At 71.0% G+C, this 25,625-nt stretch carries 23 protein-coding genes; 10 read left to right on the top strand and 13 right to left on the bottom strand.

The genetic code is table 11. The features are described from left to right. Positions 1-72 precede the first annotated feature (72 nt). The 3 genes from LTL01_RS00640 (at position 73) to LTL01_RS00630 (ending at position 3,859) form a co-directional block, all read left to right on the top strand. A complete protein-coding gene (locus LTL01_RS00640) occupies positions 73-1,074 on the top strand; it encodes a hypothetical protein (protein WP_236966993.1) in 1,002 nt (333 codons plus the stop codon). Positions 1,075-1,160: 86 nt separating this feature from the next. After that, a complete protein-coding gene (locus LTL01_RS00635; protein ID WP_236966992.1) occupies positions 1,161-2,333 on the top strand; it encodes a collagen-like triple helix repeat-containing protein in 1,173 nt (390 codons plus the stop codon). 143 nt (positions 2,334-2,476) lie between these two features. Beyond that, complete coding sequence (locus LTL01_RS00630) at positions 2,477-3,859, top strand: serine/threonine-protein kinase (RefSeq protein WP_236966991.1); 1,383 nt, start codon at positions 2,477-2,479, stop codon at positions 3,857-3,859. 70 nt (positions 3,860-3,929) lie between these two features. On the opposite strand, the gene rplI is transcribed toward LTL01_RS00630, so the two are convergent. The 4 genes from rplI to rpsF all read right to left on the bottom strand — a co-directional run bounded on the left by rplI (position 3,930) and on the right by rpsF (position 5,604). Continuing rightward, positions 3,930-4,382 carry a 50S ribosomal protein L9 gene (gene rplI / locus LTL01_RS00625; RefSeq protein WP_053546747.1) on the bottom strand — a complete coding sequence of 151 codons (453 nt, stop codon included), beginning with the start codon at positions 4,380-4,382 and terminating at the stop codon, positions 3,930-3,932. Between the two features lie 11 nt (positions 4,383-4,393). Next, positions 4,394-4,648, bottom strand: coding sequence for a 30S ribosomal protein S18 (gene rpsR / locus LTL01_RS00620; RefSeq protein ID WP_005054609.1), 255 nt, complete (start codon positions 4,646-4,648; stop codon positions 4,394-4,396). 81 nt (positions 4,649-4,729) lie between these two features. Then, positions 4,730-5,242: a single-stranded DNA-binding protein gene (locus tag LTL01_RS00615; protein ID WP_053546746.1), complete on the bottom strand. Its 513-nt coding sequence runs from the start codon at positions 5,240-5,242 to the stop codon at positions 4,730-4,732. Between the two features lie 5 nt (positions 5,243-5,247). Further along, positions 5,248-5,604: a 30S ribosomal protein S6 gene (rpsF, locus tag LTL01_RS00610; protein ID WP_236967702.1), complete on the bottom strand. Its 357-nt coding sequence runs from the start codon at positions 5,602-5,604 to the stop codon at positions 5,248-5,250. Between the two features lie 182 nt (positions 5,605-5,786). Here rpsF and LTL01_RS00605 point away from each other — a divergent pair, with 182 nt between their 5' ends. Then, complete coding sequence (locus LTL01_RS00605) at positions 5,787-6,950, top strand: hypothetical protein (protein WP_236966990.1); 1,164 nt, start codon at positions 5,787-5,789, stop codon at positions 6,948-6,950. 18 nt (positions 6,951-6,968) lie between these two features. On the opposite strand, the gene LTL01_RS00600 is transcribed toward LTL01_RS00605, so the two are convergent. From LTL01_RS00600 to LTL01_RS00580, 5 genes are all read right to left on the bottom strand, one after another. Continuing rightward, on the bottom strand, positions 6,969-8,069 hold the full coding sequence (locus LTL01_RS00600) for a mechanosensitive ion channel family protein (protein ID WP_236966989.1): 1,101 nt from the start codon (positions 8,067-8,069) through the stop codon (positions 6,969-6,971). Positions 8,070-8,190: 121 nt separating this feature from the next. Next, positions 8,191-9,024, bottom strand: a complete 834-nt coding sequence (locus tag LTL01_RS00595) for a galactosyltransferase-related protein (RefSeq protein WP_053546743.1) — start codon at positions 9,022-9,024, stop codon at positions 8,191-8,193. After that, positions 9,021-10,049, bottom strand: coding sequence for a glycosyltransferase (locus LTL01_RS00590; protein WP_236966988.1), 1,029 nt, complete (start codon positions 10,047-10,049; stop codon positions 9,021-9,023). The genes LTL01_RS00595 and LTL01_RS00590 overlap by 4 nt, the downstream gene beginning before the upstream one ends. After that, on the bottom strand, positions 10,046-11,191 hold the full coding sequence (locus LTL01_RS00585; protein ID WP_236966987.1) for a glycosyltransferase: 1,146 nt from the start codon (positions 11,189-11,191) through the stop codon (positions 10,046-10,048). The genes LTL01_RS00590 and LTL01_RS00585 overlap by 4 nt, the downstream gene beginning before the upstream one ends. Beyond that, complete coding sequence (locus LTL01_RS00580) at positions 11,188-12,264, bottom strand: glycosyltransferase (RefSeq protein ID WP_236966986.1); 1,077 nt, start codon at positions 12,262-12,264, stop codon at positions 11,188-11,190. The genes LTL01_RS00585 and LTL01_RS00580 overlap by 4 nt, the downstream gene beginning before the upstream one ends. Before the next feature lie 149 nt (positions 12,265-12,413). On the opposite strand from LTL01_RS00580, the gene LTL01_RS00575 reads away from it, so the two are divergent. From LTL01_RS00575 to LTL01_RS00560, 4 genes are all read left to right on the top strand, one after another. Next, positions 12,414-13,349 (top strand): WcbI family polysaccharide biosynthesis putative acetyltransferase, encoded by a 936-nt coding sequence (locus tag LTL01_RS00575; RefSeq protein WP_236966985.1) that lies wholly within the window; start codon positions 12,414-12,416, stop codon positions 13,347-13,349. 32 nt (positions 13,350-13,381) lie between these two features. Further along, entirely contained in the window at positions 13,382-14,338 is a 957-nt protein-coding gene (locus LTL01_RS14785) for a hypothetical protein (RefSeq protein ID WP_236966984.1), read from the top strand. Then, positions 14,335-15,663 (top strand): glycosyltransferase, encoded by a 1,329-nt coding sequence (locus LTL01_RS14780; protein ID WP_236966983.1) that lies wholly within the window; start codon positions 14,335-14,337, stop codon positions 15,661-15,663. The genes LTL01_RS14785 and LTL01_RS14780 overlap by 4 nt, the downstream gene beginning before the upstream one ends. Before the next feature lie 133 nt (positions 15,664-15,796). Further along, on the top strand, positions 15,797-17,140 hold the full coding sequence (locus LTL01_RS00560; protein ID WP_236966982.1) for an HNH endonuclease signature motif containing protein: 1,344 nt from the start codon (positions 15,797-15,799) through the stop codon (positions 17,138-17,140). 109 nt (positions 17,141-17,249) lie between these two features. Here the strand turns inward: LTL01_RS00560 and LTL01_RS00555 are convergent, their stop codons facing one another. The 3 genes from LTL01_RS00555 to LTL01_RS00545 form a co-directional block, all read right to left on the bottom strand. Next, positions 17,250-17,651, bottom strand: a complete 402-nt coding sequence (locus LTL01_RS00555; protein ID WP_372461273.1) for a DUF779 domain-containing protein — start codon at positions 17,649-17,651, stop codon at positions 17,250-17,252. A gap of 14 nt (positions 17,652-17,665) precedes the next feature. Continuing rightward, on the bottom strand, positions 17,666-19,213 hold the full coding sequence (gene exaC / locus LTL01_RS00550) for an acetaldehyde dehydrogenase ExaC (protein WP_236966980.1): 1,548 nt from the start codon (positions 19,211-19,213) through the stop codon (positions 17,666-17,668). Between the two features lie 110 nt (positions 19,214-19,323). Beyond that, positions 19,324-20,688, bottom strand: coding sequence for a helix-turn-helix domain-containing protein (locus tag LTL01_RS00545; protein WP_236966979.1), 1,365 nt, complete (start codon positions 20,686-20,688; stop codon positions 19,324-19,326). Between the two features lie 87 nt (positions 20,689-20,775). On the opposite strand from LTL01_RS00545, the gene LTL01_RS00540 reads away from it, so the two are divergent. Both LTL01_RS00540 and LTL01_RS00535 read left to right on the top strand, forming a co-directional pair. Then, positions 20,776-21,174 carry a DUF6992 family protein gene (locus tag LTL01_RS00540; RefSeq protein ID WP_236966978.1) on the top strand — a complete coding sequence of 133 codons (399 nt, stop codon included), beginning with the start codon at positions 20,776-20,778 and terminating at the stop codon, positions 21,172-21,174. A gap of 93 nt (positions 21,175-21,267) precedes the next feature. Further along, positions 21,268-22,302 carry an NAD(P)-dependent alcohol dehydrogenase gene (locus LTL01_RS00535; RefSeq protein WP_236966977.1) on the top strand — a complete coding sequence of 345 codons (1,035 nt, stop codon included), beginning with the start codon at positions 21,268-21,270 and terminating at the stop codon, positions 22,300-22,302. 71 nt (positions 22,303-22,373) lie between these two features. Here LTL01_RS00535 and LTL01_RS00530 read toward each other — a convergent pair whose 3' ends face one another. Further along, the gene (locus LTL01_RS00530; protein WP_236966976.1) at positions 22,374-25,535 is read right to left on the bottom strand and encodes a M14 family zinc carboxypeptidase; all 3,162 of its coding nucleotides are present in this window, start codon (positions 25,533-25,535) and stop codon (positions 22,374-22,376) included. Positions 25,536-25,625 lie beyond the last annotated feature (90 nt).

Genomic DNA, 25,625 nt, shown 5'->3' with positions numbered 1-25,625 from the left:
CCGTGATCCAGGCACCCTCTCGACCGCGTCGTGTTCTCGACGCGCGACGCGCATCCGTCTCAGGAGGTGAACGTGGAAGCGACGCACTCGACGCTGTCGAGGACGTTCCGCCTGGCACTCGCCGGCTGCTTCCTCGCGCTCGCCTGGATGGTCATCTCGCTGGCGGGGTCTTCTGGTTCCGCACACGCCGCCGAGGACGATCGCGATCGCCCTGGTCTTCTGGGTGCCGTGGTGGGCGTCGTCGACACCGCGGCGAACGCAGTCACGGGCACCGTCGACGTCGTCGGCGGCACCGTGGGCGGAGTCGCGGAGTCTGCCGTCGAGGTCGCTCCCGCGCCGGTCGCCGAGCCCGTCTCCGCGGTCGTTGAGACGGTCGGCGAGGTGACCGAGCCGGTCATTCAGCCGGTTGCAGAGGTCGTCACGGGTGGCGTCGTCGAGTCGATCACCACGCCGGTCGTCGATCTCGTGACCGAGGTTCCGGTCGTGGGCACCGTGGTGACCGGGATCGGAGCGGATGACGCGGTCACGGACCTGAGCAGCACGGCCGATCGAACCCTCGGCTCGGTCGTCGACGCCGTCTCCGACACCGGCGAGTCCGTCGGCCTTCCGCCGGTCGCCCCTGCAGCCCCCGACATCGATCCCGTCACTCCGGCGCCGACGGCTCCGCCGATCGGGGAGGACATCACGAACGGTACGGGCACGGTCGACGTCCCGAGTGCCGGCTCTGAGTCGCTGCCCGTCGAGGCCGCGTTGCCCGTGGGCGTCGCGTCGGCCTCGTCGATGCCCTCCGCGACGTTCGCCTTTGCCGCGCATTCCGACGCGATCTCTCCTGCCGTTCAGACGGCGGCATCCGTCGTATCGAGTGGCGACTCCTTCCCCACGACGACCTTCTTCGCCGGAGGCCTCTGCCTCCCGGCGGCAGCATCCGGACCGGGTGGCACCGGTTCGGGCGCCCTGGCCCTCGCGGCGCTCGGGCCGTTCGTCGCACACCGTGCCTGGGTGCGACGCGGTCGACTCGAGAGCCACGCGACGCCACCGGCGCCCCTCTTCGCCACCGACGTCTCCCCCGACTGATCGCGGCTCCGCCGCTCCCGTTGCGGCACCGCATCCATCGCGCGCCGATGCGCGCTCAGATCAGTCAACTTTCAGGAGAGACACCCATGAACACCATGCTCACGCGCGCCCTGTGGGGCACGCTCCTGGCCGGCGGGATCACCCTCGCCGGCGGCGCGGCGGCGAACGCCGTCGACCTTCTCGGAGACACGACCGGCGAAGACGGGCTCCTCTCGGGCACCCAGGCCGTACTGAACGTCGATCTCCCCGTCACGATCGGGGGCAACGCCCTCTCGATCATCGGCGACGCGACGTCGGTCGGCGCGGAGACGGCAGCACCCGCCGCCGAGCCGGCTCCGGCCGTGGCCGAGACCAGCGGTCACGACAGTGTCGGAGGCGGTTCGCAGGCGATCATCGACGTCCATGTTCCGGTCACCGTCGGCGGCAACGCCGTGTCGGTCATCGGGGATGCCACGACGGTCGATGCCATCACGGAGACGGATGCCGCGCCCGCGGCACCGGTCGCGGAGGAGGTGCCCGCGGCAGAACCTGTCGCCGACGCTCCGGTGGTCGGGGTCACGGACGGAACGGACTCGATCCTCGGCGGGACGCAGGGGATCGTCGCCGCAGACGCACCCGTGACGATCGGCGGCAACGCCGTCTCCGTCATCGGCGACGCCACCACCGTGGACACCACCACCACCGGCGGCACCACCGGACACGGAGACGGACTCCTGGGCATCACCGACGGAACGGACTCGATCCTCGGCGGCACCCAGATCCTCGCCCCCATCACCGCACCCGTCACGATCGGCGGCAACGCCGTCTCCGTCATCGGCGACGCCACCACCATCGGCGCTGAGACGGGAGCACCGGGAACCCCGGGGACGCCTGGTGAGCCCGGCACGCCCGGTGAGCCGGGCACGCCCGGTGAGCCCGGTACCCCCGGAGAGCCGGGCACGCCCGGTGAGCCCGGTACCCCCGGAGAGCCCGGTACCCCTGGAGAGCCGGGCACGCCCGGTGAGCCCGGCACGCCCGGTGCCCCTGGTGCCCCTGGCACCCCGGGAGAGCCCGGAACGCCCGGCACCCCCGGTACGCCTGCAGGCGAGGCAGCGCCGACCGGTATGACCGCGACGGCGATGACGGCATCGGCATCCGGATCCGCGTCGCTGTTGGCGGCAACGGGAGTCTCTGAGCTGCCGATCGTGCTGATCCCGCTGGCCGTGCTGCTCATGCTCGCGGGGGTGGTCGCGACCGCCACCCGTCGACGCACCGTCTGAACGGTCGGGGAGGGTCGGCACCGCCTGAGCCGGCCCTCCCCGATCCCGACGCCCGCGCGCAACCCCCGTGACCGGAACCGATCCACCACGTAACGTGGATCGGTATTCGTGCGCGCGCACCTGATCGCAGAGAGGAGTCGTCGATGACGAACCCCCCGTCGCATCACGACCCGCAGATCGGCACCACCCTCGACGGCCGGTACACCCTCCTCGAGCTCGTCGGAGAGGGTGGGATGGCCAAGGTGTTCCGCGCTCACGACCGCACGCTCGGACGCATTGTCGCGGTGAAGGTGCTTCGAGGTGCCGCCGGCGACGCCGACGTCATCGAACGGGCCCGGTCGGAGACGCGCCTTCTGGCCTCCCTCAATCACCATGCCCTGGTGACGCTGTTCGATGCCCGGATCGACGACGACGCCGGCGGTTACCTCGTGATCGAGTACATCCCGGGCCTGACGCTCCGCGACCTCATCACGCAAGGTCCGGTCGATCCGACGGAGCTGGCCGGCGTGGCGGTCGACATCGCCGACGCCCTCCACTATGCGCACGACGCGGGCATCATCCACCGCGACATCAAGCCCGGCAACGTGCTGCTCACCCGGTCGTCACGCCCCGGACGCACGTGGCGCGCGAAGCTCGCCGACTTCGGCATCGCGCATCTGCTCGACTCCGAGCGCCTCACCAACCCCGGTCTCGTCGTCGGCACCATGGCCTACCTCGCCCCGGAGCAGGCGCAGGGCGCCCCGCCCGCGCCTCCGGCCGATGTGTACTCGTTCGGCCTCCTGCTGCTCGAATCCCTGACCGGGGAGCGGGCGTTCGACGGCGCGGAGGGCATCGCCGCGCTCACCGCGCGCCTGACCTCGGCGCCGGAGATCCCCGCCGACCTCCCCGACGCCTGGCGGACGCTCATCGAGCGCATGACCGCCACCGACCCGGGCACACGGCCGACGGCGCTCGAGGTCCTGATGACCGCGGAGGAGCTGCCCACGGATGCTGCGGCGTTCGCCCGCTCGGAGGACACCGTACCGATGCCCGGTGCGCGTCGGATCCCGGCCATCCCTGCGGTCCCGGCGGATGTCGCGGCCGGCGCCATCGAGACACGCTCGGAGACGGGCCGGACCGCCGTCATGCCCTCACCCACGCCCGCATCGCTCGGAGGCGCACCAGCGGCGAAGCGGGAACGTCGACGCCGCCGTCCGGCGATCGTCCCCATCGGCATCGCAGCGGGAGTCGTCGCGGCGATCCTCACGGTGGGGGGGATCTGGTGGGGCAACGCCGCCGGCTCCCCCGTCCCCGCGAGCACGCCCGCTCCCGCCGTGGAGGTGCCGGCGGAAGAGACTGATCCGGAGGACACCGCGGTGGTGGAGGAGTCCCCTGCCCCGGCGGTTCCTGACGTGGTGGAGGAGCAGCCGGTCGTGGAGGAACAGCCCGTCGTCGAGGAGCAGCCCCAGAACGACAACCGTGGCCCGGGCAACAACTCCGGCAAAGGGAACGAGAAGAAGGAGGAGAAGGGCAACGGCAAGCCCTGATCCGAGAACAACGGATGCCGCGGACCCGAAGGTCCGCGGCATCCGTTCTGCTCTGCCGAGCCGTCGTTGATTATTTCGCGGCGACGACCTGGAGCGTGATCACGGCGGTGAGGTCTTCCGCGAGGCGAACGGTCGCCTCGTGCTCGCCCACCGACTTGATCGGGGAGGTGATGTGGATCTTGCGCTTGTCGAGCTCGCCGAGGCCGGCGGTCTTGACCGCGTCGGCGACGTCGGCGGTCTTGACCGAACCGAACAGACGACCCTCGGCGCCGGCCTTGACGGCCAGACGGACCTTGTTCGACTCGAGCGTGTTCTTCAGCGCCACGGCCTCTTCGCGGTCGTGGATCACGCGGGCGTCGCGAGCGGCGCGAATGGACGCGACCTGCTTCTCGCCACCGCGCGACCACGCCACTGCGAAGCCCTGGGGGATGAGGTAGTTACGGGCGTACCCGTTCTTGACCTCGACAACGTCGCCGGCGCCACCGAGCCCGACGACCTCATTAGTGAGGATGAGCTTTGCCATGTCGGTTCTCCTTAGCGGCCAGCGCCGGCGTAAGGCAGGAGCGCCATTTCGCGCGCGTTCTTGATCGCCTTGGCGATCAGACGCTGCTCCTGCACCGAGACACCGGTGATACGACGGGCGCGGATCTTCCCGCGCTCCGAGATGAACTTGCGAAGAGTGGCGACGTCCTTGTAGTCGATGACGCCGACGCGGATCGCCTTCGCGGGAGCGGCGTTCTTCGCGCCCTTCCGCGGCTTGCGGCGGTCGCCGGTTGCCTTTCCAGCCATGTGTGTTCCTTTACTTCAAGAGGGAGATCGGATGCCTCGACGCGACGCATCCGGTGATCTGTCGATCGTGCGATCGAGGGATCAGAAGGGGGTGTCGTCGCCGTAGGTGCCGGGAGCGCTCCACGCGTCAGCCCCGCCGGCGTTGCCGGAGTTGCTGTTGCCGCCGGCCGAACCGGGGGTCGACCACGGCTCGTCGGCGACCTGCGCCTGACGGGCCTGACCGCCGCCACCCGACGCACGCGTGACCTGAGCGGTCGCGTAACGCAGGCTGGGGCCGATCTCGTCGACCTCGAGCTCGATCGAGGTGCGGTTGTTGCCTTCGCGGTCCTGGTAGTTGCGCTGCTTCAGACGCCCGGTCGCGATGACGCGGGAGCCCTTCGTCAGCGAACCGGCCACGTGCTCGGCGAACTCGCGCCACACGCTCGCGCGGAGGAACAGCGCGTCGCCGTCCTTCCACTCGTTGGCCTGACGGTCGAAGGTGCGCGGCGTCGACGCGATCGTGAAGTTCGCGACGGGCAGCCCGTTCTGCGTGTACCGCAGCTCGGGGTCAGCCGTGAGGTTTCCCACCACGGTGATGATCGTCTCGCCGGCCATCGGACTCAGGCCTTCGCAGCCTTGGCGGGTGCGGCAGCCTTGCGGGCGGCCTTGGCCTCGGCGCGCTGCTTCTCAGCGGCGACCTGCGCGATGGCTTCCTCGGCCCGGAGGACCTTGGTGCGCATGATCTGCTCGTTGAGGTTCAGCTGACGGTCCAGCTCCGCGGTCGTCGCGCTGGTGGCGGTGAAGTTGACGACGGCGTAGATGCCCTCGTTCTTCTTCTGGATCTCGTACGCCAGGCGGCGACGACCCCAGATGTCGATGTTCTCGATCGTGCCACCGTCGGTCGTGATGACCTTGAGGAACTTGTCGAGGGCCACGGGAACCTGGCGCTCGTCGATCTCGGGGTTCAGGATGAGCATGAGCTCGTACTGGTGCGAGTGCGTCACTAACCCACCTCCTTCGGACTAGAACGGCTGCCGGGCATTTCCCGACAGCAGGAGGGTGTGTTGCACGTCATCCGAGGACGCGCGCGAGTGCACGGTCATGCGGACAACCCTCCTATGGTAGCGGATATGCCTTCCCCGCGCGAAAGGATGCCGTCGTGGCCGCGTCACCGTCCCCGATCGGGGTGTTCGATCCCCGCCCGCTGACCGACCCGGTCGACCGCGCCGCCGTGCGCGCGCACGCGGCGGCGCGGCGGGAGCGGGGCGCGTCGACGGGCGGATTCCGGATGCCGCAGATCGTCGGCGTGATCCTCGCCGTCGTGTTCGCCGGGTTCTTCGTGTGGATCGGCGCGACGATCCTCTCCGCGGTGCTGTCGGTCTTCTTCGGCATGGGAAGCGGCGCGCTGACCGACGTGCTGGTCGTCCTGGTGGGCGTGGGCATCCCGGTGCTCGCGATCGCTGCCTTCGTGGGCGCCGTGGTGGTGATCGTCTACCGCACGTACTTCGGATCGGCCGCCCGCGCGTACCGCCTCGACCGTTTCGCGCAGGCGAACGGGATGAGCTTCGTGGGGGAGGTGTCGGCGCCGCCGCTGCCGGGCATGATCTTCTCGCTCGGCCGTGCCCGCAGCGCCGACGACGTCCTGCGCGGCGAGCGCCCGCGATGGGTCGAGTTCGGCAATCACCGCTACACGACCGGATCGGGGAAGAACAGTCGCACCCACCGCTGGGGGTACGTGGCGGTGAAGCTCGACACTCCGCTGCCCCACATCGTGCTGGACGCCGTGGGCAATAACGGGCTGTTCGGCTCGAACCTCCCGCAGTCGTTCGAGAAGGAGCAGCGCCTGGGGCTCGAGGGCGACTTCGACCGCTACTTCTCGCTGTACTGCCCCACCGGGTACGAGCGGGATGCACTGTACCTGTTCACGCCGGATGTCATGGCGCGCTTCATCGACAACGCCGCCGCCCTCGACGTCGAGATCGTCGACGACTGGCTGTTCCTCTACTCGCACCGCTCGTTCTCGACGCTCGATCCGGCGACGTGGGCGTGGCTCTTCTCGGCGGTCGGCGCGCTGCTGGACAAGCTCGACCAGTGGGCGCGGTGGCGCGACGACCGTCTGGCCGCGGCACGTGCGGCCGGGGCGGCCGACGCTCCCGCGCACGACACGTTGCCGTTCGCGCCGCCCCTGGAGGGGCTCCGCCCGCCGCCCGGCGTCGCCGCTCCCGGCAAGCGGCTGCGGCGCCGCTTCTCGTGGCTGTCGATCGTCGCCGTCGTCGGCCTCGTGCTCTTCTGGCTGCTCGAGGTGATCTGGAACGCCTTGTAGCGCTCGACCCAGTCCCGCTCAGGCTTCGGGGATCGGCTGCTCGCGCACCCGCATCGCGCCGGCCCCGGAGGGCTCCTCGCCGATCTGCACGCGCTGCAGGGGGAGCGCCTCGGGGTGAGCGGTGCGGACCCACTCGGCGAGCTTCTCGCGCACGAGGCACCGCAGATCCCACAGCTGGCCGGAGTCGCTGGCGCTCACGACGACGCGCACCTGCAGCATCCCGCCGACGGCATCCGTCACCTGCACGCTGTGCGACGCGCGGTCCCACAGCTCGGTCTCGGTGAGGATCCGCTCGAGCTCACCGCGCATCTGCTCGACCGGCACGCGCCAGTCCAGATCGAAGTAGACCGTGCCGAGGAGCGCCCGGCCGAGCTTCGTCCAGTTCTCGAAGGGATTGGTCGTGAAGTAGGTGCAGGGGAGCACAAGGGTCCGCTGATCCCACAGCTCCAGGACGACGTAGCTGAGGGTGATCTCGTTGATCCGACCGAACTCGCCCTCGACCACGACGACGTCGCCGACGCGGATCGCCTCGCTGAAGGCGAGCTGCACCCCGGCGAAGAGGTTGCTCAGCACCGACTGGGCGGCCAGGCCCGCGACGATCGACGCGATGCCGGCCGACGCCAGGACGCTCGCGCCGACCGCACGCACCGCGTCGAAGGTCATGAGGATGGCTCCGGCGGCGACGACCACGATGACGACGATCACGAGGCGCCGGACGATCTGCAGCTGCGTGCGGATCTTGCGGGCCGAGAACGTGTCGCTCTCGACGAGGCGGTAGCGCTGGCTGCCGCTGTCGATGAAGAAGAGGAACAGCTGCGCGAGCAGCCAGGCCCCCGAGATGATGATCAGGATGCCTAAGAGGTGCGTCAGTCCGCCGCGGAGGTCGTCGTCCACCGGCAGCGCCGACATCGAGACCACGAGCGCGAGGATCAGCAGGGTGATCCGGAACGGCCACCGCACGCGTTCACTGAGCCGGCTCGCCCAGCTCTTGCGCCGCCCGATCAGGTTCAGGGCGACGGCGACCACGACCATGACCGCGATCACGACGGCCAGGGCGACGCCCGCGACGATGGCGAATCCGGTCCAGGTCTGCCAGTTCTGCTCGATCTCTTCGGTCACGCGTGTCCTTCCGCAGGTGTGCGTCCACGGTAGAGCCCCGCCCCGGGGAGGGGGCAAGCGGACGGCGGCGATATCGCGCGACGCGAACAGACACGCCGTGAGGCGGCGTGCGAGGCGCGCGTCACGACGCCCGGCGCCACCCGTCGCCGTCGCGCTCGATCGCGCCCGCCGCTGCGAACGCCTCCAGCCAGCCCTCCATCGGCCACGTGCCCCAGCGCTCGGCGAAGATCCGGCCGTTGCGGAGGATGTCGTCGAGGTGGCGCCACGGCGGCGTCCCCGATGGATGCCACTGGTGGTACGCGTGCGCTCCGCCGACCCAGGTGAGGGCCACGCCGCGCTCCCGGGCGCGGAACGCGAAGTCGGTGTCTTCGGCGCCGTAGCCCTCGTAGGCCTCGTCGAAGCCGCCGATCCGCTCCCATACCCGCGGGGTGACCGCGAAGGAGAGCGACCAGAAGAGCGCGTAGTCCGTCGGCGCGGCGTGGGCCAGGGCGCCGGGAGCCGGATCGGGCCGCGCGGGGTGCGGGCGGGTCAGGGCGGGGAGGTCGGCGAGCGCGTTCGGGCGCTGCACGCTGGCGAGGTAGGTCACCGGGCCCGCGAGGAGGTCGTCGGGGCGCCGGCGCGCGGCATCCGTGGAGAGAGGCAGGAGATCGGGTCCGGGCAGGCAGTCGACGTCGAGGAAGAGGAGCAGGTCTGCGCCGGCCTCGATCGCGTGGCGCGCGGCGGCGTTGCGCGCGGCGCCGACCCGCATCCCGTGGGCGCCGGGTGGGAGGTGGAGGACGGTGGCGTTCCCGACTTCCTGCGGCGCCGCGTCGTCGAGCCAGACCTCGATGCGGAGGAGGTCGATCCCGGCGGTGGAGGTCTCGCTCTGCGCCTCGCGCAGGAAGCGCCGCTGCCGGTGCAGGTGCGCGAGGCGCGCGGACGAGGCCGTCGTGATGACGGCGACCCGCGTCGTCATGACGCCTCCTCGATAGCCCGGGCGGCACGCTGCGCGGCGCCGGTCACGCGCCACGACGTCCAGTCGGGCGCGCCGGAGACGCATGTCGCGGCCCGCTCGATCAGGTCGGCGAGATCGTCGGAGGAGACGGTGTCGGGTGCGGTGAGCGCGAGGCCGCGGGCGGCGATGACCCGCGCGGTGTGCCGCTGCTCATCGAAGGGCCGGTCCTGCGCGATGACGACCGCGGCGACGCCGGCGGCGGCGAGGTCGGCGATGCTGTTCTGCCCGGCGGCACTGACCACGACTGTGCTCCGCCGGAGCGCCGACCACACGTCGTCCACGCGATCACCGTCATCCCGAGCACCCGCGAGGTCGGTGAGCCACCCGCGCGCGTGCAGGGCGGCGACCGTCGCCTCCAGCCGCGTGACGTCCACGGTCCGGCCGAGGAACAGGGCACGGTTCGCGCCGCGCGCGGGATCCTCGCTCCTCGCGCCGGAGACGCGACCGTCGAAGCGCGAGATGCCCCCGACGTAGGCGACGCGGTCACCGCGGTCGCGCAGCGCGGCGGCGTCGATGACGCCCTCCGCCCACGGGGCGACGATCCGGTCGGCGAGGTCGTAGGCGAGTCGGTGCGGCGCGTCGGTGCGGGCTCCGGGCTGGGCCATCACGACCGTCCGGACCCCGAGGAGGCGCACGAATGCGGTGACCTCGGCGCTGACGTCGACGACGAACGTCGACACGTCGTTCCCGGCGATCCACTGCGCGATCGTCGCGAGGCGCGCGCGGTGCCCGGGATGTCCGAGCGGCGCCCAGTGCAGGGCGCCCCGTGCCGTCGGATCGAGCTGGGCCGGGTCGATCTCCCCACCGTCGGGGGTGGGGATCGGGTCCGCGTCGCCGTCGAGCCGCACCCAGGTGATGTCGGGGGGAAGCCCCTCGGGGGCCGCGAGGCTGGAGAACACCGTGACGGGTTCGCTGAGGTACGGCTGCACTGCGCGCATGCGGGTCACGTGTCCGAACCCGTGATGGTGGACGTACCAGCCGATCATGCGCCGACCTGCGCGACGGCTTCGGCGGCGAGACCGCGATGAGGAGCATCGGATGCCGCGTGGAGGAGCACCCGCTCGACCTCGCGCTGTCGGTGCGCGAGCGAGTAACGCGCCTCGGCGGCGCGGCGGACCGCGCGCCGGGTCGCGATGTCGGCGCCCGCCGCCGCGAGCGCGGACGCGGCCCGCGAGAGGGCGACGACGTCGCCGGCCGGGACGACTGCGGTCCCGGGCATCCGGGACAGGACTTCGCGGATGCCGCCGGAGTCGAACGCCGCGACCGGCGTGCCGGTGGCGAGGGCTTCGGCGAGGACGAGGCCGAACGGCTCCGACCACACCGGGGTGACCAGCGCGACCGCCGCCGCGCCCACGAGCGCGTTCAGTTCGGGCTGGCGCAGAGCGCCCGCGTAGCGCGCGTCCGGCCCGAGGAGGGGGCGCACCTCACGCGCGAAGTACCCCTCGTCGCCGATGCGTCCGGCCAGGACGATACGGGCACCTGCGGCGCACGCCGCTCGGATGGCGAGGTGGGGTGCCTTCTCGGGGACGATGCGTCCGGACCACACCCAGTCCGAGCCGCCTGCACCTGCCGTCCAGTGGTCGGTGTCGACGCCGTTGGGGATCACGATGGCATCGATACCCTCGGCCGACCACGCCTGCGCGGTGTACTGGCTGACGGCGAGGAATCGGTGGGGTGCGCCGCTGATGGCGGCGGCGGCGACGACCATGTCGGGCAGCGGCGGGGTGTGCAGCGTCGTGACGACCGGGATGCCGAGCGTGCGACTCCACCGCACCGGCGCGCCGTGCAGGCTGTGGTTGTCGACGACGTCGATGCCTCCGTCGCGGGCGATGTGGTCGGCGACGCGGGCGAACGCCGCCGCCATCGCCCGCCGGTGTCCTTCGGGGTACTCGCTGTCGGAGGCGTCGGCCGCGCGCGTCCAGCGTGGGCTCGGCAGGTGAAGCGAGGGGTTCGGACCGAGCAGGTCGGACCCCGCGGCCGCGCACAGCACGACCTCGTGGCCGCGGCTGCGAAGCCACCGCGCGCGATTCCAGACGACGGCCTCGAGCCCTCCGGCGTGCGGCTGGCGCAGCGCGTGTCGTTCCGGAGCGACGAGCAGGACGCGAAGGGGGATCCGCGCGACGCTCACGCGCTCCACCGTTCGGCTCGCGCGACGCGCTGGAGGGCGTCGCGATAGAGCGCGGTGTGCGCGTCGCGGACGGTCTCCCGCTCGGCGAGGCGGTCGTGACGACGACGTTGCACGTCGTCGCGCCGGGTCGTCGACCGGCGGCGACGGGCCTCGTCGACCGCGGCCACAAGGGTCTCCGGGCGGTCGAGGTCGATCGCGAGGAAGTCGGACGGATGCTGTGCCCCGACGCTCCCGACGAGCGTGCCGGCGACGGGCGTCGCCAGATCCCAGCAGAGCTCGACCCAGCCGGAGTGGGTGCCGTGACGGTAGGGGAGCACGAACAGGTCGAGTTGCGCGATCCATCGCTCGACGGCGGCGTCGGACAGCCGGCCGACGCGTTCGATGCGGACCCGATCGCCGGCCGTCGCGATGACCCGCTCCGCGAGCGCCGTGTCGCGGACCCGGTCGTTCATGAGGACGACGACGTCGACCTCGGCGCCGACGAGATCGGCGACGACGGCGAGGGCCCGCACCGCCCCGAGGGCGTCGATGTTGGGACGGAGGTCGCGCACGTGCACGCCGACGCGGACGGGGGACGCGGCATCCGTGACGGGCGAGTCGGTCGCGTGCGTGCCTGTCGGCACGTCCGGTTCTCCGGTCAGCACGGTCGGGTGGGGGAGGACGGTGCAGTCGCGGTTCCAGCGTCGGCGGACCTCGTCGGCCGCGGCATCCGTCAGCGTGATGAGGTGATCGGCGGCCGGGACGAGCGTGTGGAGGATCGCGCGGTAGGGCGCCTGGTCGGTGAGCTGGGGGTTGTCGAGGTCGTGCACGGTGTAGACCACCGGGCGCCCGGCCCGGCGCGCGGCGGCGAGGCCGGCGGCGATCTCGTCGCTGTCGAACGACTCGAGCCCGAAGTGGAGATGCAGGATGTCGAACTCGTTCGCGTGGGCGTCGATCCACGCGGGGGTCACCGTCTGCGGCGGCCACCACTGCCCGGCGGGTGCTCCGGGTACGGGCGGATCGGGCAGCAGGTCGACCGTCGCCGGGTCGATCGCGGCCCGGATGTAGGGGTGCTGCGACGGCACGGAGGCCACCCGGATCCGAGAGGGACTGCGGAGTGTGATGTCTTTTCCTTTCTGCGCGCCGGACCCGCGCGCCGCCCACCGCTAGCGCACGGTCGGACAGACCGCAATCCGCAAGGGGAAAAGGGGGACGCCGGAACCGGCGAGGTAGGTTTCACATCATGAGCGGCGCCACGGATATCCCCTACGGGATTGCGGAGATCGACTCCGCGGTGCTAGGGCGGAGAAGGCATTACGGCGCCTTCTTCGGGCTCGATCCGCTCCCCGCGCGCTTCGGTGTCGTGGTCGGCAACTGCCAGGCCGAATCACTGCGCATCGTCCTCGACGCGCCCGGGCGACCCCTCGTACGCGTGCCGCCGGTCCACGAGATGACGGCGGCCGAGGCGGACCGCCTGCACGAGGTCGTCTCCCGCGCCGCGTACGTCGTCAGCCAGCCGATCCGCCGCGATTACCGGGATCTGCCGCTCGGCACCGCCCAGCTTGCGACGTCGCTCGCGCCGGGCGCGCGACTGATCACGGTCCCGTCCGTGCGCTTCGCCGGACTGCACCCGTTCCAGGCGGCGATCCGCGTGCCGGGGGTGGAGGGCGACCCGCCGCTCGTGGCGTACCACGACGTGCGTCTGCTCGCGGTGGTGGCGGGCTCACCGGTGGGGCCGATGCTTCCGCCCGACGGCGTTCGGGCCGTCGCCGACGACGCCCTCGCCGAGCTCCGACGCCGCGAGGCCGATATCGACGTCCCCGTGTCGGACCTGTTCTCGCCACTCACCGCCGACCACATGCGGACGGTCAATCACCCCGGGAACGCCGTGTGGCTTCCGCTGGCCGCGCGCGTGATCGACGTCCTCGGCCTCGAGGGGGAACCGACCGATCCGGGTCGTCCGCTCCTCGCGTCGGTGCGGGCGCCGCTCGAGTCTTGGGTCGTGGAGGCGTGGGACCTTCCCGACGCCCCGCGCGATCACTGGCTCGTCGACGGGGCGCCGGTGACGACGGATGCCGTGCGCGAGGCGCATCGGGCCTGGTACGCCGCGCACCCCGGCTTCGTCGACGCCGCGATGGCGCGGCTCGCGCCACTCGTACGCCGCTGGAGGACCGCGTGACCGCGCGGGCTGCGCGGGGCGGGGCTGCCCCGGTGATCGTCACCGATCCCGGTCCGCACGGCGTCGCGGTGCACGGGCGGGCGTTCGCGCACGCGGTGACAGCCCTCGATCCCGGCGTGACGGTGTGTGCCCGGGGCGACCTTGCCCGTATCCCGCCGGGAGTTCCTCTCCACGCGCAGTTCACCGATCGGCTCTGGGCGGAGAGCCTGGAGGAGGCGCTCACCGCGTTCGAGGCGGTCGCCGATCGGCATCCGATCTCCGTGACCCTGCACGATGTGCCGCAGGAGTCCGACGGCGAGCGCAACCTGCCGCGGCGCCGCGCGGTGTACGCGGCGGTCGCCGCGCGCGCCCGTGGGGTCGCCGTCAACAGCGGGCACGAACGCGGGCTCCTCGCCGAACACGGCGTGTGGGATGGGCCCGTCGCCGTCATCCCGCTTCCCGTGGGCGCGCCGGCCTCCGGGGAACGCCCGGGTGCGGACGGATCCGTCGGGGTGCTCGGCTACTTCTATCCCGGCAAGGGGCACGACGAAGCCGCCGCGGCGGCGGCGGAGGCCGGGATGACGCGGCTCACCGTCCTCGGGCGTGCGTCCGACGGGCACGCGGACGATCTCGCGGCGTTCGTCGCGCGCGCCGCGGCGTGGGGCGTCGAGGTCGAGGTCACCGGGTGGCTCGACGACGAGGCGATGGCGGCACGCTGCCGGGCGGTGTCTGTGCCGGTGATCGCGCACCGGCACGTGTCGGCGTCCGGCTCGCTGTCGTCGTGGATCGCGTGGGGACGCCGCCCGCTCGCCGTCGAGAACCGGTACATCACCGAGATGGCGGCCCTCCGGCCGGGGACGATCGCGGTGACGGCGGCCGATCGCCTGGCCGACGGCATCCGCTCGGCCATCGATCGACCGGAGACCACGTGGCACGGGGTCGGGGCGCTGCCGATGGACGCGCGCGAGGTCGCCGCTGCGTATCGGGCGTGGTGGGGAGAGCTGACGTGAGCGGTGGCGGCCCGGTGGAGTCGGGGATCGTGCCCGGCAACCGATGGGATCTCGTGGGCGACGCGCGCCCCGCGACGCCGCCGCGGGTGTCGGTGATCGTCGCGCACTACGACCAGCCCGACGAGCTCGCGAGGACGCTCGCGGCCCTCGCCGCGCAGGACCACCCCGCCGACCGGCTCGAGATCATCGTCGCCGACGACGGATCGCCGCACCCGGTCAGCGTTCCCGCCGGGGTGCAGGTCGTCCGGCAGGAGGATCGCGGGTTCCGCCTCGCGGCGGTGCGGAACCTCGGCGTCCGCGCGAGCACCGGCGACATCCTGTGCTTCCTCGACGCCGACACCGCGCCCGAGCCGGGGTACATCTCCGCGCTGACCCGGCTTCCCGCTCTGCTCCCGGATGCCGTCACGGTGGGCCGACGCCGTCACGCCGACCTGGCGGGGGTGCCGGTGCAGACCCCGGTCGCAGAGGCCGTCCGCGGACGCGAACTCGCCGAACCCGCATGGCTCGCCGACGCCTACGCACGGTCGCGGAATCTGCTCGACGCCGACGACCGCTCGTACCGGTACGTCATCGGCGCGGTGATCGCGTCTTCCCGGCGGCTCTTCGACGATGTGGGCGGCTTCGACGAGTCCTTCACCGCGTACGGCGGCGAGGACTGGGAGTGGGCGCACCGGGCGTGGCAGGCGGGAGCGCTCCTCGCCCATGTTCCGGATGCCGTCGCCTGGCACGACGGACCCGAATGGGCAGGGCGCGAAGGCTCGGATCGCGAGCGCGCGAACGCGCAGACGCTGCGGCTCGCGGCATCCGTTCCGGTGTCGGGCTCGGCGGGGTTCGGGGTGCGGCGGAGCGTGCCGGATCTCGCCGTGCACCTCACCGGCGAGCACAGCGACGCGTCCCTGTTCGTGTGCGTCGATTCGATCCTCGCGACGTTCCCGCACGCGGTCGTCGTGCTCGACGCGGAGCCGGCGGTCGAGGCGCTGCGGTCGGATGCGCGGGTGCGGGTGCGGGACGGGGGCGAGTCGGGGGGCGGCGCGGTGGATGCGCGGGTGACGTGGACGCTTGACCGGCCGATGCTCGTCGACGATGCGGCGGGTCTCGCGGAGTGCCTCGCGGCGCTCGGAAGCGGAGAGGTCGGGACCATCGAGGTGGAGTCGAGCGGCGGGGTTCTGCGCTCCCGTCGCGCAGAACGTCGCGCGGCGCGATTGTGCACCGAGGTCGGATTCACCTCGGTGCGGCGACGGGTTCCCGGCATCCATCCGCTGCGGCCGGATCCGCACGTCGAGGCCTACGTCGGCGGATGGGGTTCGCTCGACGCGTTCGTCTGAGCGACCTGCGGCGCCCGGCGGTGCGGGGGTCTCGATCGTCGTCTTTTTGTACGAGAATTCCCTCTGCTGCTCTGGTCAATGTCGTAGCTCTGTTCTATACTGAGGGAACGGAACGCGATCGAGACGAGAAGCCATGAACGACCCCCTCGAGCCGGATGAGGCTCACCGTCGGAAGACGCGGGCGTTCCGGCAGCGCGTGGAGGCGTCCTTCGCGGCGGAGGCGAGGATCCTCGCCGAGCGGGCGGAGATCTACGCCGAGGCGTTCGCGTACACGCAGGAGCAGACCGCGAAGATCCCCTCGGCCACCTCGAGGGAGCGCGACATGCCTCTCCGGGCGATGGCCGCGGAGCTCGGTCCGGCAGTGCACGTCGACGACCGCACGATGCAGACCCACCTGTTCGAGGGGCACCGGCTCCACACGGAGTTCACCGCGACGTGGGAAGCGTGGCGGGACGGCAAGATCCAGAAGGCGCACACCCGGGTGATCGTCGAGTTCGGCGCGGAGCTGCACGATCCCGCGGCCCGAGCGGCCTACGAGAACGACGTGCTGGCCTACGCGGTGAAGACGACCGCCGGGCGGGTGAAGCCCTACGCGCAGCAGGTCGCGGACAAGCTCAACCCCGCCACCGTTCAGGAACGGCACGATGTCGCGGCGTGCAAGCAACGCGTGTTCGTCGAGGACTTGCCCGATGGGATGTCGATGCTCGGAACGATCGCGCCTTCCACCTACGTTCACGGGGCGTACGACCGCGCGACCCAGGTGGCGCGGGAGATCAAAGCCGCCGACCTGCGAGCCCGGCGTGAGTACGCCGAGCGGCGGGCGCGCGGTGAGGACATCGAAGAGCCGTGGTTCGACGAGCGCGGCCTGGATGAGATTCGCGCGGATGTGGTGATGGACATGCTCCTCACCGCCGCGCCCACGATCGACCCCACCGGCGGTGGGCTCGCAGCGATCCGCGCGAGCGTGCAGGTCAGCATCCCCGCCACCACCCTCGCCGGAACCACCTCGGGTGGGGCGGAGCTGAACGGGAAGTGCGCGATCGACCCGGCCACGGTGCGGATCCTGACGGGGAATGCTCCCGGGTTCGACCGGGTGTTCCTCCACCCCGTCACCGCGGAGGTCTTGACCACGGATCGGTACACCCCGACGGCGGGGATCAAGAGGTTCCTGCAGGCCCGATACGTGCGGTGCGCGTTCCCTGGCTGCCGGCGACCGGCGATGCGATCCGAGATCGACCACCACCAGGAGTACAGCAAGGGCGGCAAAACCAAGGGCGACAACCTCGGCCCCTGCTGCACCCGCCACCACGTGACCAGGCATGCCGCGGGATGGACCGTCGAACAACTCCCCGGCGGAAGACTGCGATTCACCGCACCCTCCGGAGCGGTCTACATCGAAGACCCACCACCCCGAGTGATGTTCCTCCCCGATCCAGAACCCGAACCGGAACCGGAACTCGCGAACGCACCCTTCTGACCTCAGCGTCCGACGCTGTGCTGCGACGACGTCCAGAAGTTGCAGGCCGGGACCATGGTCTACCGCGCTGGCGATCAGGCCACGCCCGAGAAGGCTGGCGAAGCGTGATCTAGCGGGATTCGGTCTGACTCTCCGTCCGCGGGGCGAGACCGAAATGAACAAGCTCCGGGTCGGTCAGCATGCGCGAACGGATGAGGAACCGCATGCCGGTCGGACCCTCGACGCTGAAGCCGGCACCACGGCCGGGAACGACGTCGATGGTGAGATGCGTGAATTTCCAGTACTCGAACTGCGACTCCGACATGTAGACCTCGATCGGATCGTCGAGACCGGCATCGATCGTCCCGAGGAGGACGTCGCTCGGACCGGTCAGGAACATCCCGACCGGGTAGCACATCGGGGCGCTGCCGTCACAGCATCCGCCCGACTGATGGAACATCAGCTTCCCGTGCTGAGCGGTGAGGGTGCGCAGCAGGGCCGCCGCCGCGTCGGTGACGGCGACCCTGCTCAACGTGGGCTCAGTGCTCAAAAGAAGCCCATCGCGCCTTCGGCGTACGACACCAGCAGATTCTTGGTCTGCTGGTAGTGATCGAGCATCCTCAGGTGGTTCTCGCGCCCGATGCCGGACTGCTTGTAGCCACCGAACGCCGCGTGCGCCGGGTACTGGTGATAGGTGTTCGTCCACACGCGACCGGCCTCGATCGCGCGACCCGCACGGTAGGCGATGTCACCCGAGCGGCTCCAGACACCGGCACCGAGACCGTAGAGGGTGTCGTTGGCGATGTGGATCGCGTCGTCGAAGTCATCGAACGACGTGACCGAGACGACCGGACCGAAGATCTCCTCCTGGAAGATCCGCATGTCGTTCGTGCCCTCGAACACCGTCGGAGCGACGTAGTACCCCTCGCTGAGATCGCCGCCGAGGTCGACGCGCTCGCCACCGGCGAGCAGCTTCGCACCGCCCTCCTTGCCGATCTCGATGTACGACAGGATCTTCTCCAGCTGATCGTTCGAGGCCTGCGCACCGATCATCGTCGCCGGGTCCAGCGGGTTGCCCTGCACGATCTTCGACACCCGGTCGAGGCCGTCACCGAGGAACCGGTCGTACATCGACCGCTGGATGAGCGCACGCGACGGACACGTGCACACCTCGCCCTGGTTCAGCGCGAAGAACGTGAAACCCTCCAGCGCCTTGTCGTAGTACGCGTCGTTCTCGCGCGCGACGTCGTCGAAGAACACGTTGGCGCTCTTGCCCCCGAGTTCCAGCGTCACCGGAATGAGGTTCTGCGACGCGTACTGCATGATGAGGCGCCCGGTGGTGGTCTCGCCGGTGAAGGCGACCTTCCGGATGCGCTTGTGCTGCGCGAGCGGCGCCCCCGCCTCGATGCCGAAGCCGTTGACGATGTTCACCACACCCGCCGGCAGCAGGTCGCCGATGATCTCGAACAGGAACAGCAGGGATGCCGGGGTCTGCTCCGCCGGCTTGATGACGACGCAGTTGCCCGCGGCGAGAGCCGGAGCGAGCTTCCACGTGGCCATGAGGATCGGGAAGTTCCACGGGATGATCTGCCCGACCACACCCAGCGGCTCGTGGAAGTGGTACGCGACGGTGTCTTCGTCGAGCTGGCTGAGCGACCCCTCCTGGGCCCGCAGCACACCGGCGAAATAGCGGAAGTGGTCGACGGCGAGCGGGATGTCGGCGGCGAGCGTCTCGCGGACGGGCTTGCCGTTCTCCCACGTCTCGGCCACCGCGATCTTCTCGAGGTTCTCCTCGATGCGATCGGCGATCTTGTTGAGGATCACCGCGCGTTCGGCGGGCGTCGTGCGCTTCCACGACTCGAACGCCTTCCAGGCGACATCCACGGCACGGTCGATGTCTTCCACGGTTCCGCGGCCGACCTCGCAGAACGGCTTCCCCGTGACGGGGGAGATGTTCTCGAAGTACTGGCCTTTCACCGGCTCGACGAACTCGCCGCCGATGTAGTGGCCGTAGCGGGAACGGTACTCAGCGACCGATCCGCGCTGTCCGGGGGCGGCGTAGACGCTCGAGACGCCTTCTTCGACGATGGTCATGCTCTCTCCTCGTGTCCTCTTCGACAGGGGGCGCGACGGGCGATGTCGCGCGGTGCGTCGACGCTACGTCGCGGAACGTTGCATCCCGTTGCAACGGTGAGCCGGGCTCGTCACCCGTGCGCGGCGAGCCGCTCCAGGCGCGCCACGAGCGGAGCGCGCTTCGGGGAGCGGGCCGGGAGCATCCGCAGACACAGCTCCAGGAGCTCCGCGTCATCGTGCCCGAGGTCGGTGTCGGCGAAGGCGAGGAGGACGTCGACGCTCGCCTCCGTCATCAGCGCATCGCGGAGCGAGGTGCGCACGGTCTCGCGCACCTCGGCGACGCCCGGCGCGACTGAGTCGGGGAGGACGTCGCCGTGGAAGGCGGCGAGCGCCACCCGATGCGCGCCGCGGTGCAGGAGCGACAGCACCTGGTGGGCGTCGGTCTCGAGCTCCACCGTCAGCCGGTAGGGCCGCGACGCCGGGACGAGGGCGGCCGCAGTCCGCTCGAGCGCGCGGCGGAGCCGCACCATCTCGGCGCGGAGGGTGACGGCGGACGAGCCGGCATCCTCTCCGTAGACGAGGTCGCCGAGGCGCTCCGCCGACATCCCCTGACGGTGGGTGGCGAGGACGAGGAGTAGCTCCGCGTGCCGCGGCGACAGCTCGATCACCGTCTCCGTCCCCTCCCGGACCACCTCCAGCAGCGCGCGATCGCGACCGAGCACGCGCAGAGTGAACCGGTCGGCCTCGGTCGCCCGCGTGGACGGGCGGGACGACGGTGGCCGCGAGGACGGGCGCGACGCGCGGGCGGCGTCCTGCGCACGCGCCCGCAGCCGGGCGACGAGGAGCTCGCCCTCCACGGCGCGCACCGTGGCGTCCACGAGGAGCTGGGCCTGAGGCGTCACGGCCTCGGCCTCCCCGGTCACATCGATCACCCCCAGGATGCGGCGCGTCTCGGGATCGTGGACGGGCGCCGCCGTGCACGACCAGGGCTGCACGAGCCGGTTGTAGTGCTCGGCGCCGCGGATCTGGACCGACCGGTCGAGGCGGAGCGCCGTGCCGGGTGCGGCCGTGCCGACGGCATCCTCCGACCAGTTCGCCCCCTCCACGAACCCCATGTCCCCCGTGAGGGAGCGCACGCGTCGATCGCCCTCCACCCAGAGCAGGCGCCCGGCGGCGTCGCCCACGGCGACGGCCACCCCCGAATCCTCCGGCGTCCCGGGGAGGAGGAGGGCGCGGACCATGTCGATGACGGACGCCAGCGGATGCGCGCGGCGATACTGCTCGAGTTCCTCTGCGGACAGGTCGAGCGGCGGCAGGTCCTCCGCGCCGACGAAACTCTGCAGCGATCGTCGCCACGACTCCCGCACGAGCGGACGGATGTCGGCGAGTCGATGATCCTCCGGATTGCCGGCGACGAGCTCGTCGTGGGCGCGCTCGATCAGCAGGCGCGAGGTGGCGGGTGCGACCTCGAACCGCGCGGACCACGGCGACGTCATGCGGCTCCGATCATCGGCGAAGGAGCGGTGGCGTCGAGTCTAGGTCGGACCGCCCTCGGAGGACAGGGCGCGGGCCATCATGGAGCCATGGCATCCACACGGTCCGTCGCCCAGTCCCTCGTCCGCCGCCTGACGCGGTGGGGCGCGGCATCCGTCCTCATCGGCGGTGTCCTCGCGATCGCTCCCCGCTCACGCGCGTTCGGGCTGCAGACGCTGATGTGGGGCGCGATCGACCTCGGCATCGCCGTGTTCACGGGGAAGCGGACGTCGTTGCCGAAGAAGTCCGCCCTCCGCCGCATCCTGCTCGTGAACACCGCGCTCGATGTCGGCTACGTCGCCACCGGGGCCCATCTCGCGGTGCGCACACCCGCGTTCGGCGGCCGGCTCACCGCCGCCGACCCGCGCGGTCACGGGTTGGCGATCATCATCCAGGGCGCCGCGCTGTTCGTGTTCGATCTCGCCGCGGCCCGCCGCCTCTCGCGCTGACGCGAGGGTAGCGAAGGCCCCCACGGGACGGAAGACCCTGTCTCCGGGCGCCCCGACACCTCACGCTGGAAGGGTCCACGAGAGGAGAACGTCATGAAGGCAGTCCAGTATCGCGAGGTCGGCAAGGGCCCGGAGGTCGTGGAGGTCGACGTCCCCGAACCCGGTCCGGGGCAGATCCGGCTGAAGGTGACCGCTGCGGGGCTCTGCCACTCCGACTGGTTCGTCATGGACCTTCCCGCCGAGCAGTACTCCTACGGACTCCCCCTCACGCTCGGACACGAGGGCGTCGGGGTGGTCGACAAGCTCGGTGCGGGGGTCGAGGGGATCGAGGTCGGCGGATCGTACGCCGTCTACGGTCCCTGGGGGTGCGGCCTGTGCCACGCCTGCGCGACGGGCCGGGAGAACTACTGCCCGCACGCCGCCGAGCTCGGCATCGCCCCTCCCGGGCTGGGGGCCCCCGGCGCTATGGCCGAGTACATGATCGTCGACGACAAGCGGCACCTCATTCCGCTCGGCGACCTCGACCCGGTGCAGACGGTGTCTCTGACGGATGCCGGGCTCACGCCGTACCACGCGGTCAAGAACGCCCTCCCCAAGCTGCGCCCGGGATCGACGGTGCTGGTCATCGGGGTCGGCGGTCTCGGTCACGTCGGCATCCAGATCATCCGCGCCCTCAGCCAGGCCCGCGTCATCGCGGCCGATCTCGGTGAGGACAAGCTCGCCCTCGCCCGCGAGGTCGGCGCCCACGAGACGCTCATCTCGGGCGCCGACACCGCCGACCGCGTGCGGGAGATGACCGGCGGTCGCGGTGTCGACGCCGTCTTCGACTTCGTCGGCGCGGGTCCCACGCTGGAGACGGCACGCGCCGCCGTCGCGGTCGACGGGCACATCGAGATCGTCGGGATCGGCGGCGGCACCCTGACCGCCGGGTTCTTCGCGACGCCCTTCGGAGCGACCGTCCGCGCACCCTATTGGGGTTCGCGGTCGGAGCTGATGGAGGTGCTCGACCTCGCCCGGGCCGGCGCGATCTCGGTCCACGTCGAGACCTTCGGCATCGACGACGCCGTCACCGCCTACGGAAAGCTCCACGACGGCACCGTCCGCGGACGCGCGGTCGTCGTGCCCTGAGGCAATCCCACGCGCGAAGCGCCCGGTCCGACAGAACACCTCTGCCGGACCGGGCGCTTTCGCGTGCGCTTCTACTCCGTGCGGGCCCGCATCCGTGCCCGGGCGACGAAGGTCGCCGCGGTTCCGAGGAGCCCGAGGATCAGCGCGCCGATCACGAAGGGCGCGGGGCTCGATCCACCGGTGACCGCCAGGTCACCCGGATCGGATCCGGATGCCGGAGCCGGGGTGGCCGACGAGGTCGGCGTCGGCTCGGCCGTGGGCGTCGGGTCCGGCGTCGGGGTGGGCTCCGGGTCCGGGGTCGGGTCCGGGGTCGGGTCCGGCGTCGGCTCGACCGGGAGCTCAATGCGGATGTCGTCCCAGCCGATCAGGCGGCTCTCCGCGCCGAGCACGGCGAGCTTGTGATCGCCGAGCGGCATGTCCTCGGGGATCGTCACCTCGATCGTTCCCGTCACCTCGAACTCACCGAGGTCGATCGGGTCCGAGAAGAGCAGCACCGAGACGGTCGGGTCGCTCCCGGGGATCGTGACGGTGATCGTCTCGCCCGGGGCGGCCGTGTCGGGAACGCTCACGCCACCGCGGTTCTCATCGACGAGGTCCTCCTCGATGACCGGTCCGGGCGGGGTGACCGCCGTACCTTCGCCCGCGGCCCAGAAGATGGCCCGCGCCACATCGCTGAACGCCCCCACCGGGTGGTTGCGGTACGACGGCGAGGTGCCGAAGACGAACGCGCGGGTGCCCGTGGGGCCGACCGCCGAGAACGCCGAGGGCTGGCCCGCGGCGTCCGCCTGGGTGCGTCCGGCCTGCGAGCCCGCCCAGTGCCCGGAGACGAACAGGTCCGCCGCGGCGTAGGACTGCTCGACCGTGGCGTTCTCGCCGAGTCCGGTGAACCAGACGAACGACGAGCCGAACGCGGTGTCCTGGGGGTAGTCCCCGAGGATGCCGTCGGCCGGCGTGTCGACCCGCGCGATGCCGTTGGACCCGCTCGTTCCGGTCACCGACGTGGCGGTGGTGACGCCGAAAGTACTCGCGAACGCGGCACCCGGGGCACCGCGACCGACCACGGGCTTGCCCGCGGCGATGTACGCGGCGACGGCGTCGCGGCCGGCCTGCTGATTCTGGTTGAAGGTCAGGTTGGCACCCACGAACAACAGGTCGATCGAAGACAGGTCGACCGTGCCGGCGGTGATCGTCGCACTCGTCACCGGCACGAGGTCGGTGAATCCGAGCTTGGTGAGCATGTCGCGATCGTCCGAGACGTTGACGTAGCCGATGCGCGGGAGGCGCAGCGCCGTGCTCTCGCCGTCGCGGATGGCGCGCCCATCGACGGCGACGAAGTCCACGCCGTAGATGTCAGCGACCGCGGCGGCAGCCGCCGCCCCCGCCTCGTCACGACGCAGGATCACCGTGCCGTCGGGGATCTGCGACAGCGCGATGCCCTCCCCGAGGAGCTCGACGATCGCCTGGTGGTCGGCAACGCCGCGCGGCTCGAAGGCCAGGTAGGTGCCGGCATCCGGAATCGATCCCGTCAAGGGCGCCTCGGTCACCGGCTCGACCGAGACCGCGGGGGCTGCATCCGTCGTCGTGCCGATCGCGTCGACATCGGCGCCCCACAGCAGCGACAGGCTCCATGCGGAGATGTCGTACATGTCGGGGACGCGCTCGGAGATGTCTGATCCGTCGGCGAGCAGCACGTTCGCAAGACCTCGGAGCGGCTGGTGCATGTCGACGTAGAACGAGCCGGGCTCGTAGGTCACGCCGTCCACGGTGAAGGGCGCGGTCGTCCGCGACACCTCGATGTTGTTGACCAGCAGCATCTGGGCGAGGGTCTGCGCGTCAGACTCCGAGCGCTGGTCATCCCCGGCCGGGATGACGTAGGCGCGCGGGTAGTCGGCGTTGTAAATGTCGGTCTCGTCCCAGATGTCGACCCACTCGGTCGGCACGCCCGCGGGGAGCTGTTCGGCGGTGATGTCGGCGGGGATGACGACGCTCGGTTCACCCGCGAGGCCGCGACGGAAGATCTCGATCTGATTGTCGAGGAGCGCGGCGCCGTTGTCGGCGACGTAGTCCACGACCGTCTCGACGACGATCTCGGCGACCTCGATGTTCACCGCGGCCCGCTCGGCGTTCCGGGGGTCCGACGCGGGGTTCAGGCGCCCGAGCGGCAGCTCGACCGTGTTGGTGATCGCGCCCTGGTACGCCACGTACTGCGGTGCGAAGATCGGGGGCCAGTCGTCCCAGCCCGAGCGGATGTCGCGGTACGGGATCTTGATCTTCCCGGTGTTCGTGGTCGTCGCCGACCCGTTCTCGGCGAGGTAGGTGTTGCCGGGGATGTTCGCCTCGACGACGGCCTTCTCGATCTCGAGCGCCGTGGAGTACGCGTGCGGGAGGAACAGGTCGTACTCGTAGTTCTCGCCGTGCGGGGGTCCGCAGGGCTCGACCTGAAGCACATTGGTGTACCCGTGGATGTCGATGAAGTACGTCGGCTGGATGACGCTCGCGAGATCACGGGTCAGCGACGCCTCGGCCGAGGCGCCGGTGATGAAGTCGCGGTTGGGGTCGTAGCCGTTGACCGTCCCCCGCTGGCCGAGCGCGCGGCCGTCGGGGTTGTTCGTCACGGTGAAGTACAGCCGGTTGTTCGAGATGAAGTCGAGCACCGCCGGGTCATCGCTGGTGGCGAGCTTCTCGATGTAGTTCAGGGTGGCGTCGGTGCCCTCCCACTCGTTGCCGTGGATGTTGCTGTTGAACCAGACGGGGATCTTGTAGCCGTCCTTCAGCGCGGTGTCCGCGGCCGCGGCCGCAGGGTCGTACTTGACCTTCGTGCGCCAGGCATCCTGCTGGGCGGTCTGCTCGGGCGTCTCCGGGCTCGTCACAGTGACGAGGTAGATGTCGCGGCCTTGCTGGGACGTCCCCACGACCTGGGTCGACACCCGGTTCGACTCCGCCATGACGCGCGTGAGGAACGGTGCGATCTCGTCGTAGGGGATCACGCCGCGCAGGATCGAGGCATCCGTCTCCAGATCCGGGAAGACCTGCAGCGCCGGCTGCACCGGGTACTGCGTCGGCATGTCGATCAGCGGCGATGCGGGTCGGACGAGGGGGATCGCCGGCGATTCGACGGCGGCGAAGGCGGGGGTGGCGACGACGGCGGCGGTGGCGAGGACCGCGGCGCACCCCACCCCGGCGATGAGGCGTTTCAGCACGGATGGGCTCCACTTCAGGTTGGTCGCCGTCACCCTAGGGACACTGTGTTTCCGCCGAGCGGCGCGATGTTACCGCTCCATCAAGCGGCGTGAGACAAACGCCACGCAGACATGGGGAACGCA

Origin of the sequence: Microbacterium aurantiacum, from assembly GCF_021654035.1 — a bacterium.
Classification (GTDB): domain Bacteria; phylum Actinomycetota; class Actinomycetes; order Actinomycetales; family Microbacteriaceae; genus Microbacterium; species Microbacterium aurantiacum.
This window is presented reverse-complemented; position numbering and strand designations above follow the sequence as displayed.